Source organism: Mycobacterium sp. PS03-16 (assembly GCF_004570325.1).
Classification (GTDB): domain Bacteria; phylum Actinomycetota; class Actinomycetes; order Mycobacteriales; family Mycobacteriaceae; genus Mycobacterium.
The window spans coordinates 1-14,069 of record NZ_SPQO01000011.1; the positions used below are offsets into that span (position 1 = coordinate 1).

Here is a 14,069-nt window from a genome sequence, read left to right on the forward strand (position 1 = left end):
TCAACCTCACCTACCAGGGCAAGGCTTCCTTCGTCGAGAAGGACGAGACCGCGCACAAGGCGGTCATCGACGCCCGCGGCAAGGACCAGCGCGGCAACGGCACGGCCGCCGCGGTCATCACGGCCAACCTCAAGGAGGAGGGGTCCGTCACGCGGGTCGACGTCCTGACCGACCTCAACATCACCGGCCGGCCGGCCCAGTTCGGCCGCGGCGTGATGACCGACGTCGGCAACAAGCTGCTCGGCCAGTTCGCCGACAAGCTGGCCGCCCAGCTCGGCGCCGGCGAGGCTGCTGCGGCCCCGGCCCCGGCCCCGGCCCCGGCCCCGGCCCCGGCCCCGGCCGAGAACACCGCCGAGACGCCGGTGAAGAAGGCGGCCGCGGTCGCCGCCGGCGCCGCCGAGGAGGTCGCCGCCTCCGCCGAGCAGGTGCCCGGGGACGGCGCTCCGGCCAAGACGACCCGCAAGGCGGCGACGGCGGCGAAGAAGACCGCCGCGGCCGCCACGGACAAGGCCTCCGCCACGGACAAGGCCTCCGCCACCGAGAAGGCGTCCGCCACCGAGAAGACGCCGACGCCGGCCGCGCCCGACACCGCCCCGGCTGCCTCGGCTCCCGCTGGTCAGCCCATGTCGGTCTCCGGCCAGCCCGCACCCAGCGCCCCCGCTGCCCCGGAGACCACGCCCTCGGGGCGGCACCAGGCGGCCGAGCCCGAGCCGATCGACCTGCTGGAGGTGGCCGGCGGAGCGGCGATGGCCCGCTACGCCGTGCCGGCGGCCGGTGCCGCGGCGGCCAGCGCCGTGTGGTCGTCGTCGGGCCCCCGGGCCGCGGTGAGCCCGCCGCCGATCGCGGCCGCCAGCTCGGGCTGCGGCAGCGTGACCACGGGCACCCGGAAGTGCTCCGACAGCGTGGTGGTGACGATGGGGATCCGCGCCCCGCCACCGACGGTCGCGACAGCCGCGAGGTCGCTGTGCCGGACACCGTTGCGCTGCAACATCTCTTGCAGCACAGCGACGGCACCGGCGAGCGGTTCGCGCACGATCTCGTCGAGTTCGGTGCGCGTGAGCCGCACCTCACCGCGGTGGCCGGGCAGGTCGGCGGTCAGCGTCGCCACCGTCGCCGTGGACAGCTGCTCCTTGGCGGCGCGGCACTGGGCGCGCAGCCGGGTCAGCGACCCGATCGCCGAGGTGCCGGTCAGATCCACCGCTCCCGCCGCGCCCAGCCCGCCGATCACGTGGGTGAGCAGCGCCTGGTCGATCGAGTCGCCGGACAGGTCGGTGTGCCGCACGGTCGGGGCGATCGGCCGGTAGCCGTCCGCCGCGTCGGCCAACGTGAGGCTGGTGCCGGTCCCGCCGACATCGCACAGCGCGACGACCCCGCGAGTAGGGAGACCGGGTTCGTCCTGCAGTGCGGTCAGGGCCGCCGACGCATCCGGAGTCAGCGGCGCGTCCTGCAGCTCGGGCACCTCGGCCAGCGCACCGCGCAGCGCCTCGACCGCAGCGGGTGGCCAGTGGGCCGGGTACGTGACACCGACCGGACCGGCCGGCGGGCGACCGCGGGTCACCGCGTGGAGCAGGGCTCGCAGCGCGTCGGCGGCCAGCGTCGCACCGCGGTGGCTGGAGCCGTCGGCGGCCAGGATGCCGATCGGGTCACCGACGCGGTCGACGAAGCCGGTGAGGATCAGCCCGGGTTCGTCGAGGCGCGGGTTCTCGGTGGGCACCCCCACCTCCGGCGGGCGATGGCCGAACAGTGTGAGCACCGGGGTCCGCCGCAGCGCGGTGCGCCCGACCACCACGGCCGCCAGGGCGCTGGCGCCGATCGACAACCCGATTACGTCCGACATCCGTTCCCGTCTTCGGCAGAGGACCACATCCAGTTATCCATCGTCCGACGGTGGGCGCGGCGTTACTCAGCGGATTGTGCCGGCGCCCGCGATCAGTGGTAAATCCAGCGCGGTCACCCAGCCCGGGCGCAGGTCGTTGACCGCGGGCACCGCGTTGAGCGCGCGCATCCCGGTGGCCAGGCAACCGGCCGCGGCGGCGTCGCGCCCCGACCCGTCGGTGAAGCGGAACGCCGTCTCCTGGAACACACTCGGAATGCCCTCGATGTCGACGCGGTAGACGTCGTTCTCGGTGCCCGACGGCCACTCCGGCGCGGCGTCGTTGCCGATGCGGTTGACATGTTCGAGTTGGATGCGGGTCTCGCCCTGATAGATGCCGTTGATCGTGAACCGCACCGCGGCGACATGCCCCGCCGCGATGACGCCCTTGGCACTGGGGCGGTCGGTCGGCGTGACCCATTTGTCGTAGGTGGTGGTGATCTCGTCGAGCATGATGCCTGCGGCGTGGGCGATCATCGGCACCGTGGCGCCCCAGGCGAACACCAGGATGTCGGGGGTCTCGAGCAGCGCCCGGTGCTCCGGGGGCCGTCCGATGCCCATCTCGTCCTCGTAGTCGCCGGTGTAGTTCGTGTAGTCGAGCAGCTCGGAGGCGCGGACGCGTTTCACCTCCGAACACACCCCCATCAGCGTCATCGGGAACAGGTCGTTGGCGAAGCCCGGGTCGATGCCGGTGGTCAGGCACGACGACTCGCCGAGTTCGCACGCCTCGGTGATCGGCTGGATCCAACCCGGCGGGTTGAGGTGCATGGTCGGCCAGACCCACGGCGTCATCGCCGTGGAGCAGACGTCGATACCGGCCCGCAGGAACCGGGCGATCAGCGCGATGTTGTCCTGCGCGTGCGCGGCGGTGGGCCCGTAGTGCACCAGCGCATCCGGCTTCAGCGCGATCAGCGCGTCGACGTCGTCGGTCGCGGTGACGCCCAGCGTGCGGCCGAGCCCGCAGATCTCCCCCGCGTCGCGGCCCACCTTGTCCGGGTTGGACACGCCGACGCCGACGAGCTCGAACAGCGGGTGCCGGTCGATCTCGGCGATCACCATCTTGCCGACGAAGCCGGTGCCCCACACCACGATCCGCTTGGACATGCATTGCCTTTCGTTGGCCCCCGGCGCTCACCCTATGTGTCGGCGCGACATTCCCGGGCGGCGTCGCTTAGGTTCTGCAGACATGACTTCTGCGGTGGACGGCCCGCTGGCCGGACGACGGGCGCTGGTGACGGGCGGATCGCGTGGGATCGGCGCGGAGATCGTGCGCAGGCTGGCCCGCGACGGGGCCGCGGTGGCGTTCACGTACGGATCCTCGGTGGACGAGGCCGACAAGGTGGTGGTCGACGTGTCCCGCGCCGGCGGCCGGGTGCTGCCGATCCGGGCGGACAGCGCCGATCCCGGGCAGATCGCCTCGGCGGTGCAGGAGACGGTGACGCGGCTGGGCGGCCTCGACATCCTGGTCAACAACGCCGGCGTCGCGCACCTCGGCCCCGTCGAGTCTTTTCCGCTCGAGCAGTTCGACCGCCTGGTGGCGGTCAATGTGCGCGGGGTGTTCGTGGCGATCCAGTGCGCGGTCCCCCACCTGGGCGAGGGCGGGCGCATCATCACCATCGGCAGTGTCAACGCCGACCGGGCGCCGGTGGCGGGTCTGTCGGTGTACGCGATGACCAAGGCCGCCGTCGCCGGTATGACGCGCGCGCTGGCGCGCGAACTCGGGCCGCGCGGGATCACCGTCAACACCGTGCAGCCCGGCCCGATCGCCACCGACATGAACTCGGCCGAGGGCGAATTCGCCGAAGCAGCAACGAAGCTGATCGCGGTCGGACACTACGGGCACACCGGCGACATCGCGGCCGCGGTCAGCTACCTGGCCGGTGCGGAGGCCGGGTACGTCACCGGCGCCACCCTCGACGTCGACGGCGGCTTCAAGGCCTGACGAAGGTCGGAAACAGCGCCCCCCTGACGGAGGTGGGAAACAGCGCCCCCCTGACGGAGGTCAGAAACAACGCCTGAGCCCGCCCGGCTCGCAGATCAACGGGTAGCGGTCGAGCGGGATGTCCAGCGGCTTGGCGAACGTGAGCGTGAACGGCGTCTTGATCATGCTGGCCGGTAGTTGGCCATCGCAGCCGGGCGGGTGGGTGGTGGTGCGGGTGCCGGTCATGGTCTCGGAGTTGAACTCGTAGCTTTCGTTGACCACCAGGTAGTCGCCGTCGGAGCACTTGATTCCTTCGCGCACCGTCGTGTTGGCCGCCCACACCCCGTTGGCCAGGCGGGCGTCGATGCTGGGCGCCGCCGATGGCGACACGGCGATCGACAAATGGCAACCGACCGGAAGGTACAGGTGTTCGCGCAGGTCGCCGACCACGGGAACGCAGATCGGGTACACCCGCCAGGTGGCGGTCGTGCCGTCGGGCTGGGCGTAGGTGTAGAAGCCCTCGAGCACCTTCTGCTCGGCCTGCGCCGGGTGCGCGAGCCCGACCGCGGCGCCGATCGCGAGGACGACGGCGGCGAGAATCCGAGAGACGGTCAACATCCGGCAGGTCTTCCCTTCCAGCGGCGAACACTCGTCGGCCAGCGGTGGCTCGAGTATGTCAGCCTCCTTTGCCCGACGTCCCGGGGTTCGGCGTTTGCGACCGCGTCCGCGGGGGGTAACAAGCCTCAGAAGTGCCCGTCTGATCTTGGAGTGGCCGTGACGCGACGCAGTGTGGTCCTCGCCGCGGTCGTCGCGCTGGTGCTGGGTCTGGCGGGCTGCTCCACCGGCGAGCGGGTCGACCTCGGCGACGCCGCGGCCGGCAACCTCATCGCGGCGATCGCCGGGGAGCCCGATCAGCTCGACCCCCACAAGACCAGCGCCTACTTCTCGTTCGAGGTGCTCGAGAACGTCTTCGACACGCTGGTCGAGCCCGACGCGAAACTCGAGATGCGGCCGGCGCTGGCCGAGCGGTGGGAGACGAGCCCCGACCAGCTGGTGTGGACGTTCCACCTGCGCCGCGGCGTCACCTTCCACGACGGCACCCCGTTCACCGCGGATGACGTCGTCTACTCCTACCGCCGCATCATCGACGAGCAGCTGACCAACGTGGACAAGTTCAGTCCGGTCACCGATGTGGTCGCCGTCGACCCGGCCACGGTGCGGATCACCGTGAAGCAGCCGACGCCGAACCTGCTCACCAATCTCGGCGGCTTCAAGGGCATGTCGATCGTGTCGCGGGCCAACGTCGAGAGCGGGCGCATCGGCACCCATCCCGTCGGCACCGGTCCGTTCTCGTTCGCCGGCGCTCGCAGCGGGGACTCGATCGTGCTGACGGCCAATCCGTCGTACTGGGGCGGCCCGCCGCAGGTCTCCGGCGTGACGTTCCGCTTCATCTCCGAACCGACCACCGCGCTGTCGGCGTTGCAGGCCGGGGAGATCGACTGGACCGACTCGATCCCGCCGCAGCGCGTCGCCCAGCTGCGCGACGACGAGTCGCTGCGGCTGGCCGTCACGCCGAGCAACGACTACTGGTACCTGGCGCTCAACGAGGCGCGCCGGCCGTGGAATGACGTGCGGGTGCGCCAGGCGATCGCGTATGCCATCGAGCGCGACGCCATCGTGACCGCGACCAGCTACGGCACCGCCGCGCGCAACCAGCTGGCGATTCCGGAGGGTAACCCGTGGTACACGCCGTACGACCGGTACTCCTACGACGTCGAGAAGGCGAAAAGCCTGCTGGCCGAGGCGAATGCGGCCCCGCAGCGCCTCGACATGCTGGTCACCAGCGAGTATCCGGAGACCGTGACCGCCGCGCAGATCATCGCCGACAACCTGGCCCCACTGGGCATCACCGTCGACATCCGCACCGTCGACTTCGCCACCTGGCTCGACGAGCAGAACAACGGCAACTTCGACATGCTGATGATGGGCTGGCTGGGCAACATCGACCCGGACGACTTCTACTACGCCCAGCACCACACTGACGGCACGAGCAACGCCCAGAAGTTCTCCGACCCGGAGGTGGACCGCCTGCTCGACGCCGGGCGGGTGGAGACCGACCGGCAGGCCCGCGAGGACATCTACGCCCGGGCAGCCACCCGTATCGCCGATCAGGTCAGCTACATCTACCTCTACAACCCGTCGGTGATCCAGGCCTGGACGCCGGCGCTGTCGGGGTACGAGGCCCGCCGCGACGGCGCGGTCCGGTTCCGCGGCGCGGTCCTCGGAGGTGACGAGTCGTCGTGAGCGCGTTCGTGAGCCACCCCGTGGTGCGCTTTTTGGCCCGCCGGGTGGCGTACTCGCTGGTCGTGCTGGTCGGGGTCCTGATCGTGGTGTTCGCGCTCATGCAGCTGGTGCCGGGCGATCCGGTGCGCATCGCGCTGGGCACCCGCTACACCCCCGAGGCCTACGAGGCGCTGCGGTCGGCGAGCGGCCTGGACCGCCCGGTCATCGTGCAGTTCTTCAGTTATCTGGGCAATGCGCTCACCGGCGACCTCGGCGTGAGTTTCCGCAACGGTGACCCGGTGACCACCACGCTGCTCGAACGGCTGCCCGCCACCGTGTCGCTCGGGCTGGTCGGCATCGTGATCGCGCTGCTGATCGCGGTGCCCGCCGGGGTGTGGGCGGCGCTGCGCGAAGGCCGGGTGAGCGACGGGATCGTCCGCATCACCAGCCAGTTCGGCGTCTCGGTGCCCGACTTCTGGCTGGGCATCCTGCTGATCGCGCTGTTCTCCACCACGCTGGGGTGGCTGCCGACGTCGGGGTACCGGCCACTGTTCGACGATCCGGGCGGCTGGTTGCGCCACATCATCCTGCCGGGGCTGACCGTCGGGCTGGTCGCGGCGGCGATCATGACCCGTTACATCCGGTCCGCGGTGCTGGAGGTCGCCTCGACGGGCTATGTGCGCACCGCCCGCTCGAAGGGCCTGTCACCGCGGGTGGTGACGCTGCGCCACACCGTGCGCAACGCGCTGATCCCGGTGCTGACCATCACCGGTATCCAGCTCGCCACCATCCTCGGCGGGGTCATCGTCGTCGAGGTGGTGTTCGCGTGGCCGGGTCTGGGCCGGCTCGTCTACAACGCCGTCGCCGCTCGCGACTACCCTCTGATCCAGGGGGCGGTGCTGCTGATGGCCGCGCTGTTCCTGCTCATCAACCTGATCGTGGACGTGCTGTACGCGGTCGTCGACCCGCGGATCCGGCTGTCATGACCGCGCCCGGGGAACAGACCCGCGTCGCGTCGTGGCGGCTGCTGCTGGGCAACCCGGTGACGCTGGTCAGTGCGGCGGTGCTGGCGGTCGTGCTGGTGGTGGCGCTGTTCGCCACGTGGCTGATCCCTTACGGGGTCAATGACATCGACGTTCCCAACGCGCTGCAGCCGCCGAGCGGAGCGCACTGGTTCGGCACCGACGAACTGGGCCGCGACGTGTTCTCCCGCGTGCTGGTCGCGGTGCAGGCGTCGCTGCGGGTGGCGGTGGTCAGCGTGGCGTTCGCGGTGGTGGTCGGCGTGACGGTCGGAGTGCTGGCGGGGTACCGCGGCGGTTGGCAGGACACCGTGCTGATGCGCATCGTCGACGTGATGTTCGCGTTCCCGGTGCTGCTGCTGGCGCTGGCGATCGTGGCGATCCTGGGGCCCGGGGTGACGACGACGATGCTGGCGATCGGCATCGTGTTCACCCCGATCTTCGCGCGGGTGGCGCGCGCCAGCACGCTGTCGGTGCGCGTCGAACCCTATGTGGCGGTGTCCCGCACGATGGGCACCGGACACGGCTACATCCTCATCCGCCATGTGCTGCCGAACATCTCGGGCCCACTGATCGTGCAGACGTCGCTGTCGCTGGCGTTCGCGATCCTGTCGGAGGCCGCGCTGTCGTTTCTGGGCCTGGGCATCCAGCCGCCGCAGCCGTCGCTGGGTCGGATGATCTTCGACTCGCAGGGTTTCGTGACGCTGGCGTGGTGGATGGCGGTGTTCCCCGGCGCGGCGATCTTCGTCATCGTGCTGGCGTTCAACCTGCTCGGCGACGGCCTGCGCGATGTGCTCGATCCCAAGCAGCGCACGCTGATCGAGGCGAGGAGGCGGCGGTGAGCGCGCCCGTGCTCGACGTGAATGATCTGCGGGTGCGCATCGGCCGCCGCGAGATCGTGCGGGGCATCTCGTTCGCCGTCGAGCGGGAGCAGACGATCGGCATCGTCGGCGAATCCGGGTCGGGCAAGTCGATGACGGTGCTGGCCGCGACCGGCCTGCTGGACGCCCCGGGCGCGACGGTCAGCGGGTCGAGCCGGCTGGGCGGCGATCCGCCGACCGAACTGATCGGGACGCCCGCCCGCACGTTGCGCGCGGTGCACGGCGGACGCATCGGCTTCGTGTTCCAGGATCCCGGCACGTCGCTCAACCCGCTCTTGACGCTGGAGCGGCAGATCACCGAATCCCTGGAAGCGCACCGCGGGATGACCCGCAGACAGGCGCGCGAGCGGGCCCTGGATCTGCTGACCGCGGTCGGGCTGCCCGATCCGCAGCGCCGCCTGGAGTCCTACCCGCATCAGCTCTCGGGCGGGCAGCGGCAGCGGGTGATGATCGCGATCGCGCTGGCGTGTGACCCCGAACTGCTCATCGCCGACGAACCGACCACCGCGCTGGACGTGACGACTCAAGCGCAGATCATCGAGCTGGTCCGCGATCTGCAGCGGGATTTCGGTGCGGCGGTGGTGTGGATCAGCCACGACCTCGGCGTGATCGGGCAGGTCGCCGACGCGGTCACGGTGCTGCGGCACGGCGAGGCGGTGGAGCAGGCGCCGATCCTCGACGTCTTCGACCGTCCCCGCCACGAGTACACCCGCGAACTGCTCGCGGCCCGCCCGCTGGTGGGCGGTGACGGTCCCCCGCCGGCCGCTCCCGACGCACCCGTACTGCTCGACGTCGCCGGGCTCGACGTGCGCTTCGACGTCTCGGGGCCCGCCGGGCGGTCGGAAGTTCATGCGGTGCGGGACCTTTCGTTCTCGATCCGGCGTGGCAGCACGCTGGGTCTGGTCGGGGAATCCGGTTCGGGCAAGTCGACGGTCGCGGCTGCGCTGACCGGCCTGGTCATCCCGCGCGCCGGGTCGGCGACGCTGGACGGCGCGGACGTGCTCGGCGTGCGCGGTGCCGAGGAGAAGGCGTTGCGCCGCCGGATCAGCCTGGTGTTCCAGGATCCGTTCTCGTCGTTGAACTCTCGCAATCGCGTGGGCACCACGGTCGCCGAACCGCTGCGGGTGCACAAGCTGGTCGACGGCCGGGCCGCGCGGGCGGCACGCGTCGCCGAACTGCTCGACCTGGTCGGGCTGCCCGCGGATTTCGCGTCGCGCTATCCGCACGAACTGTCGGGCGGGCAGCGCCAGCGGGTCAGCATCGCCCGTGCGCTGGCCACCGAACCGGATCTGCTGATCCTCGACGAATCGACGGCCTCACTGGATGTCTCGGTGCAGTCGAAGGTGCTCGACCTGTTGGCGCAGTTGCAGCGGGACCTCGGCCTGACGTACCTGTTCATCGGCCACGATCTGGCGGTCATTCAGCGGATGAGCCATGACGTGCTGGTGATGCGTGACGGCGCGGCCGTGGAGCACCGGCCGGCCACCGACCTGTTCGCCGCGCCGGAGCAGGACTACACGCGGACGCTGCTGGCAGCGGTGCCGCCGGCCCGGCCGCGCGCACGGGCATGAGACAGTCGGTGCCATGACACAGCTGAATGGCAAGGTGGCGTTGGTGACCGGCGCGTCGTCGGGGTTGGGTGCGGCCACGGCGAAGCTGTTCGCCGAGCGCGGCGCGACGGTGTTCGGCATCGCCCGTGACGCCGACCGGATGGCCGGGGTGTTCGCCGACGTCCCCGGTGGGCACTATGAGGCCGTCGACATCACCTCAGCGCAGGCCTGCCGCGACGCCGTGGCCGCCTGTGTCGAGCGGTTCGGCCGCATCGACGTCCTCGCCAATGTCGCGGGCTACCACCAGATGCGGCATACCCCGACCATGTCGGACGACGACTGGGACCGCGACCTGGCGGTGAATCTCAACGGGCCGTTCTATCTGTGCCGCGCCGCGTTGCCACACCTGCTCGAGACCGGCGGCAACATCGTCAACGTCGCCTCGGTCGCCGGCGTCGAAGGTGAGGTGTACTCGGCGGGCTACTGCGCGGCCAAACACGGCCTGGTCGGTCTCACCCGGGCGCTGGCCGTCGAGTTCACCGCGGATCGCCTGCGCGTCAACGTGATCTGCCCGGGTGGGATGGTGACCCCGCAGACCACGGAGTTCGCCGCCCCGGAGGGTGCGGACTGGAATCTCATCATGCGCATCGCCGCGCCCCGCGGGATGATGGACGTCGCCGACGTCGCGAAGACCATCGCGTTCCTGGCCAGTGACGATGCGGCGGCCGTGCACGGCGCGGTCTACCTGGTGGACAACGGGGCGACGGCGGGGTGAGCCGGCGCCTCAGCCGAGCGTGGTGTGCATGAGCATCGTGCTGTAGTCCGACCAGCGGGACAGCGTGAAGTAGAGGTCCTCACCGGTCGACCACGGGTGGATGTAGGGGGCGTAGATGCCGCCGGGGAACGCCGCCGACGTCACCACGGTCTTCGCCGAACTCCACGGCCCCTCCGGCTTGTCCGCGGTGCGCATCACGACGTTGCTCACCGTGTTGGTGTAGAGCATGACGAACTTGCCGAGGTGCTCGTTCCAGGCGACCGACATCTCGCTGCCCGGCGCCCACACCACCTGGATCGCCAGGAACGGGAACCCGCGCAGCCAACCGAACGGGGTGTAGTACTCGTAGGCGGATTTGTCGGCGACCGCGGTCTCGCTCACGCGCGACAGGAAGGGCATGCCGCCGCGTCCCGCGCCGGTGCCGTAGGCGTAGACGTACCCGTTGTGGCGGAGGTAGGCGCCCATCTGGAAGTTCTGGTCGCCCCAGACGAACGGCACCCCGGGCACGGTGTTGAACCAGCTCGGCCGGATGCTCGTCGTCGGTACCGTCCACGTCTCGCCGTTGTCGTCGGAGACCGCGACGGCGGAGAAGTTCGTCGACCACTGCCCGGGCGCACCCCACTGGCTGACCGACATGAAGTTGACGTACTGCCGGGTGCCGACCGAGATACCCGCGGTGGGGATGACGGTGACCTCGGTGGCCGCCAATTTGAGGCTGGCGATCACCTGCCGCGAGAAGTTGGGCCGTTCGGCGGTGACCGGGGAGCCGCCGTAGCGGTCGCCGGGGCGGGGGTTCGGGATCGCCATCCCGTCCGCGAGGTTCTGGTCGGCGGTGCGGAACAGCGTGTTCTTGCGCCACTCCTGGTCGGGCAGGCTGCAGTTGCCGAAGGTGTCGCCGAACGCGACGAGCACCTGGCGGTTGCTGCCCGATCCGCCGTTGTCCCACATGATGCCGAGGTCGGCGCCGGAGATGCCGAACCGCTGGTAGGAGTCGGATGCGGGGCCGGCGATGGTGTCGACGATGCGGGCGGTCTCGGCGGCCGGCGCGGCAGCGGCCCGCGCCTGGGTTTCCGGGGCGACGGCCGCGTCAGACTGGGCGGCCTGCTCGGGGGTGGTCTTCGGCGCCGGTTTGCGGCCGATCGGCAGGTGCAGGATCGGGAACTTCGGCATCGTGAGGCCGGGGTCGGCGCTGCGCGCGGACGGCGCGGCGGTGGTCACCGAACAGGGGTCGGCGGTGGCAGGCGCGCTGGTGAGCACCGGCACGGTCACCGACACCGCGACCGCCGACGCCACCGCGGTCAGTCGGCGAAGAGCCGGCATGGGTCACCTCTCGAACACACGGCACCTGGTACTCGAGTGACAGTAGTGACTGCCGTGGCGGAGAAGTCTTTCGCCAAGCGAACCGAAACGCCTTCGTGACCGGTCCGAGATCGTTGCCTCCAGCCGCTGACGGCCGCGTCAACGCAGCACCGCCGCGGGCGCGTCGTGGTGGTTGGTTTGCGAAGTCAACTACTTCAGGAATCACCGAGACTGCGGTGAGATCACCGATTCCGCGCTTTTCATGATCTGACAGCAGTCTCGGCGAGCAGTTCCTGCCACCCGCCGGTCAATCACTGCCAGCGGGATGAACGCCGTTGACCTGCGGGTTGTGCAGGTCAGACCGGCCAGGAACTCCTCCCGACCGAACGGATACGAAGAGGCAGTGACATGAACAAGTTCGGATTCGCCACCATCATCGCCGGCGCCGCCACCGCAGCCTTCCTGGGCCTGGCCGCCCCCGCGCAGGCCGCCCCCGCCGGGCCCGGCAACGCCGCCGACACCATCAGCTCGCTGGACGACCGCGGCTACGAGGTCCGCGTCACCCAGCAGGGCATGACCAAGCCGCTCGACGAGTCCAGCATCGTGTCGGTCCGCTACGACAACGACGACCGCGTCGTCTACGTCACCACCCGCTGACCCACGACATAACAAGGGCGCCCCACGTGGGGCGCCCTTTTCCGTTGCCGCGCTAGCTGGCGGCGCGGTGCACTTCGACGTGCGGGGTGTGGTGTGTGCGCTCGATCTGCCGGTCCACCTCGTCGCGGGCGGCGGCGATCGCGGCCTGCAGGCGGGCATCGCGGACAGCCGCGTCACCGATCGCGGCGACGGCATCGGCGACGGCGTCGATGGCCTGCCAGGTCTGCACGCTGAGCGGTGTGACGGGTTGCAGGTGGGAGCCGCGCTCGCCGGTACGAACGGCCTCGTCGAGCCAGTGCTCGAAGTTGTCGCGCACGATGTCGTCGGCGAAATCGTTCGTATACACGTTCGCTAAACCTTCCCAACGCAAGCTGTTGTGGCTGTTCACAGCTTCCGGGTTGATCTTACCCCGATTTGCAAGATCAAAAACGCGGGTATACGCAACTGTTGCCCTCCCCCGCGGAGTGGTCCAGGCCACAACAAGGTGTCGATGCCGGGCGATGGGGAATCACCTCCATCAAGGAACACCGACCGAGGGGAATTGATGACTGAGAACCAATCCGGCGAGGCCCGAAAAGGCCTCATCGACTCCGTGAAGGGCAAGGCCAAAGAGGTCGTCGGCGCCGTCACCGGCAACGACTCGCTGACCGCGGAGGGCCAGCTGGAGCAGACCCAGGCCAAGCAGCGCAAGGCCGCCAACGCCGCGGAGGCCGTCGCCGACGCCGAGGCCGAACAGGCCCGGCAGGAGGTCGCCGAGGCCCGACGCGAGGCCGCGCAGGAGCGCACGGCCGCCAACGCCGAGGCCGCCGCGAAGGAGAGCGCCGCCCGCGCCGATGCGGCCGCCCAGCAGCGGCAGGCCGAGCAGGCAGCCGCGCAGCGTGCCGCCCGCGACACCGCACAGGCCGAGCGTGAGGCGCAGCAGGAGATCGCGAAGGCCGAGGCCGAGGAACGCGCTGAGGTGCGCGCCGCCGCCGACGACGTCGCCGCGGCTGCCGAGGAGCGCAACGAGTCCGCGCAGATGGCGGCCGCCGCGCGGCGTGAGGCCGACCGCATCCGCGAAGAGGCCGATGAGTTGACCACCGACGCCGACGTCCCCGATCAGCGATAGATCACGAGGAGCCACCGATGAGAATCACCGATGTCCCATTCGCGCTTCTGCGCTTCCAGTACCAGATCGCCCGGATCCCGCTGCAGGTGATCGAAGACCGGGTGGTCGCCCGGCTCGACGCCGAGGCACCCGCCCGGTTGTTCTACGAGCGCTCGCTGGGGATGCTCGACGTGGCGGTCGGCGGCGCACTCGCCGCCCCCGACGTGGAGCAGCGCGGCGCGGCGCTGATCGAGCGCAGCGATGCGCTGCGCCGGGCGGCCCAGCTCGATGCCGTGGCCGCCGAGACCGCCGAGCAGGCCGACGCGGAGCTGAAGGCGACCCGCCAGGACGCCCAGCGTGAGCAGCAGCAGGCACGCGAGGACAAGAAGCGTGAGGTCGCGCAGGCCCGTAACGAGGCCGCCGACAAGAAGCAGGCCGCGGCCACCAACGCGCAGAAGCGCGCCGCCGCGGCCAAGGAGCAGGCCGACGAGGTGGCCGCCCGCCGGGTGAAGTCCGCCGAGGACGCGCGCCGCCAGGAGGAAATCAAGATCAAGGCCGACGAGCGCAGCGTGGAAGCGGTCGCGGAGAAGAAGCTGGACGACGCCGCCGAGCAGGCCGCCGACGCGGCCGCGACCCGGGCCACGGCCAACCGGGTCGAGGATCTCGCCGAGACCGAGAAGGAGAAGCGCCAGCAGGAGCGCGCCGCCGAGCGGAGCTGACCGCC

At 70.5% G+C, this 14,069-nt stretch carries 14 protein-coding genes and 1 pseudogene; 9 read left to right on the forward strand and 6 right to left on the reverse strand.

The genetic code is table 11. The annotated features are described in order from the left end of the window. Positions 1 to 10: 10 nt before the first annotated feature. The 3 genes and pseudogenes from E4P42_RS11640 to E4P42_RS11650 all read right to left on the reverse strand — a co-directional run bounded on the left by E4P42_RS11640 (position 11) and on the right by E4P42_RS11650 (position 2,977). Entirely contained in the window at positions 11 to 589 is a 579-nt protein-coding gene (locus E4P42_RS11640; RefSeq protein WP_135126224.1) for a hypothetical protein, read from the reverse strand. A 177-nt stretch (positions 590 to 766) separates the two neighbouring features. Next, positions 767 to 1,837, reverse strand: a pseudogene (locus E4P42_RS11645) (Hsp70 family protein); the annotation flags it as partial. A 66-nt stretch (positions 1,838 to 1,903) separates the two neighbouring features. After that, on the reverse strand, positions 1,904 to 2,977 hold the full coding sequence (locus tag E4P42_RS11650; protein ID WP_135126226.1) for a dihydrodipicolinate reductase: 1,074 nt from the start codon (positions 2,975 to 2,977) through the stop codon (positions 1,904 to 1,906). An 82-nt stretch (positions 2,978 to 3,059) separates the two neighbouring features. Here E4P42_RS11650 and E4P42_RS11655 point away from each other — a divergent pair, with 82 nt between their 5' ends. Next, positions 3,060 to 3,815: a 3-oxoacyl-ACP reductase family protein gene (locus E4P42_RS11655; RefSeq protein ID WP_135126227.1), complete on the forward strand. Its 756-nt coding sequence runs from the start codon at positions 3,060 to 3,062 to the stop codon at positions 3,813 to 3,815. Between the two features lie 60 nt (positions 3,816 to 3,875). Here E4P42_RS11655 and E4P42_RS11660 read toward each other — a convergent pair whose 3' ends face one another. After that, positions 3,876 to 4,412: a hypothetical protein gene (locus tag E4P42_RS11660; RefSeq protein ID WP_135126228.1), complete on the reverse strand. Its 537-nt coding sequence runs from the start codon at positions 4,410 to 4,412 to the stop codon at positions 3,876 to 3,878. A gap of 156 nt (positions 4,413 to 4,568) precedes the next feature. On the opposite strand from E4P42_RS11660, the gene E4P42_RS11665 reads away from it, so the two are divergent. Genes E4P42_RS11665 through E4P42_RS11685 form a run of 5 tightly spaced genes read left to right on the forward strand, consistent with a single transcriptional unit; the run spans position 4,569 to position 10,302 of the window. After that, positions 4,569 to 6,098: an ABC transporter substrate-binding protein gene (locus tag E4P42_RS11665; RefSeq protein ID WP_167759462.1), complete on the forward strand. Its 1,530-nt coding sequence runs from the start codon at positions 4,569 to 4,571 to the stop codon at positions 6,096 to 6,098. After that, positions 6,095 to 7,063 (forward strand): ABC transporter permease, encoded by a 969-nt coding sequence (locus tag E4P42_RS11670; RefSeq protein ID WP_135126229.1) that lies wholly within the window; start codon positions 6,095 to 6,097, stop codon positions 7,061 to 7,063. The genes E4P42_RS11665 and E4P42_RS11670 overlap by 4 nt, the downstream gene beginning before the upstream one ends. Next, positions 7,060 to 7,938 carry an ABC transporter permease gene (locus tag E4P42_RS11675; protein WP_135126230.1) on the forward strand — a complete coding sequence of 293 codons (879 nt, stop codon included), beginning with the start codon at positions 7,060 to 7,062 and terminating at the stop codon, positions 7,936 to 7,938. The genes E4P42_RS11670 and E4P42_RS11675 overlap by 4 nt, the downstream gene beginning before the upstream one ends. Further along, on the forward strand, positions 7,935 to 9,548 hold the full coding sequence (locus E4P42_RS11680; protein ID WP_135126231.1) for an ABC transporter ATP-binding protein: 1,614 nt from the start codon (positions 7,935 to 7,937) through the stop codon (positions 9,546 to 9,548). Before E4P42_RS11675 ends, E4P42_RS11680 begins: the two co-directional genes overlap by 4 nt. A 13-nt stretch (positions 9,549 to 9,561) precedes the next feature. Next, the gene (locus tag E4P42_RS11685; RefSeq protein ID WP_135126232.1) at positions 9,562 to 10,302 is read left to right on the forward strand and encodes an SDR family NAD(P)-dependent oxidoreductase; all 741 of its coding nucleotides are present in this window, start codon (positions 9,562 to 9,564) and stop codon (positions 10,300 to 10,302) included. Between the two features lie 9 nt (positions 10,303 to 10,311). Here the strand turns inward: E4P42_RS11685 and E4P42_RS11690 are convergent, their stop codons facing one another. Continuing rightward, entirely contained in the window at positions 10,312 to 11,622 is a 1,311-nt protein-coding gene (locus E4P42_RS11690) for a DUF4185 domain-containing protein (RefSeq protein ID WP_135126233.1), read from the reverse strand. Between the two features lie 387 nt (positions 11,623 to 12,009). Here E4P42_RS11690 and E4P42_RS11695 point away from each other — a divergent pair, with 387 nt between their 5' ends. Continuing rightward, positions 12,010 to 12,258, forward strand: coding sequence for a hypothetical protein (locus E4P42_RS11695; protein WP_135123772.1), 249 nt, complete (start codon positions 12,010 to 12,012; stop codon positions 12,256 to 12,258). A gap of 52 nt (positions 12,259 to 12,310) precedes the next feature. Here E4P42_RS11695 and E4P42_RS11700 read toward each other — a convergent pair whose 3' ends face one another. Next, on the reverse strand, positions 12,311 to 12,646 hold the full coding sequence (locus E4P42_RS11700) for a hypothetical protein (protein ID WP_245233987.1): 336 nt from the start codon (positions 12,644 to 12,646) through the stop codon (positions 12,311 to 12,313). A 156-nt stretch (positions 12,647 to 12,802) separates the two neighbouring features. On the opposite strand from E4P42_RS11700, the gene E4P42_RS11705 reads away from it, so the two are divergent. Further along, complete coding sequence (locus E4P42_RS11705) at positions 12,803 to 13,366, forward strand: CsbD family protein (protein ID WP_135126235.1); 564 nt, start codon at positions 12,803 to 12,805, stop codon at positions 13,364 to 13,366. A gap of 17 nt (positions 13,367 to 13,383) precedes the next feature. Further along, on the forward strand, positions 13,384 to 14,064 hold the full coding sequence (locus E4P42_RS11710) for an IF2 family translation initiation factor (RefSeq protein WP_135126236.1): 681 nt from the start codon (positions 13,384 to 13,386) through the stop codon (positions 14,062 to 14,064). The last annotated feature ends 5 nt before the right edge of the window (positions 14,065 to 14,069 follow it).

Coding starts and splice junctions, on each gene's coding strand:
- E4P42_RS11650 (WP_135126226.1), bottom strand. CDS start 2,977: ATGTCCAAGCGGATCGTGGTGTGGGGCACCGGCTTCGTCGGCAAGATG.
- E4P42_RS11655 (WP_135126227.1), top strand. CDS start 3,060: ATGACTTCTGCGGTGGACGGCCCGCTGGCCGGACGACGGGCGCTGGTG.
- E4P42_RS11660 (WP_135126228.1), bottom strand. CDS start 4,412: ATGTTGACCGTCTCTCGGATTCTCGCCGCCGTCGTCCTCGCGATCGGC.
- E4P42_RS11675 (WP_135126230.1), top strand. CDS start 7,060: ATGACCGCGCCCGGGGAACAGACCCGCGTCGCGTCGTGGCGGCTGCTG.
- E4P42_RS11685 (WP_135126232.1), top strand. CDS start 9,562: ATGACACAGCTGAATGGCAAGGTGGCGTTGGTGACCGGCGCGTCGTCG.
- E4P42_RS11690 (WP_135126233.1), bottom strand. CDS start 11,622: ATGCCGGCTCTTCGCCGACTGACCGCGGTGGCGTCGGCGGTCGCGGTG.
- E4P42_RS11695 (WP_135123772.1), top strand. CDS start 12,010: ATGAACAAGTTCGGATTCGCCACCATCATCGCCGGCGCCGCCACCGCA.
- E4P42_RS11705 (WP_135126235.1), top strand. CDS start 12,803: ATGACTGAGAACCAATCCGGCGAGGCCCGAAAAGGCCTCATCGACTCC.
- E4P42_RS11710 (WP_135126236.1), top strand. CDS start 13,384: ATGAGAATCACCGATGTCCCATTCGCGCTTCTGCGCTTCCAGTACCAG.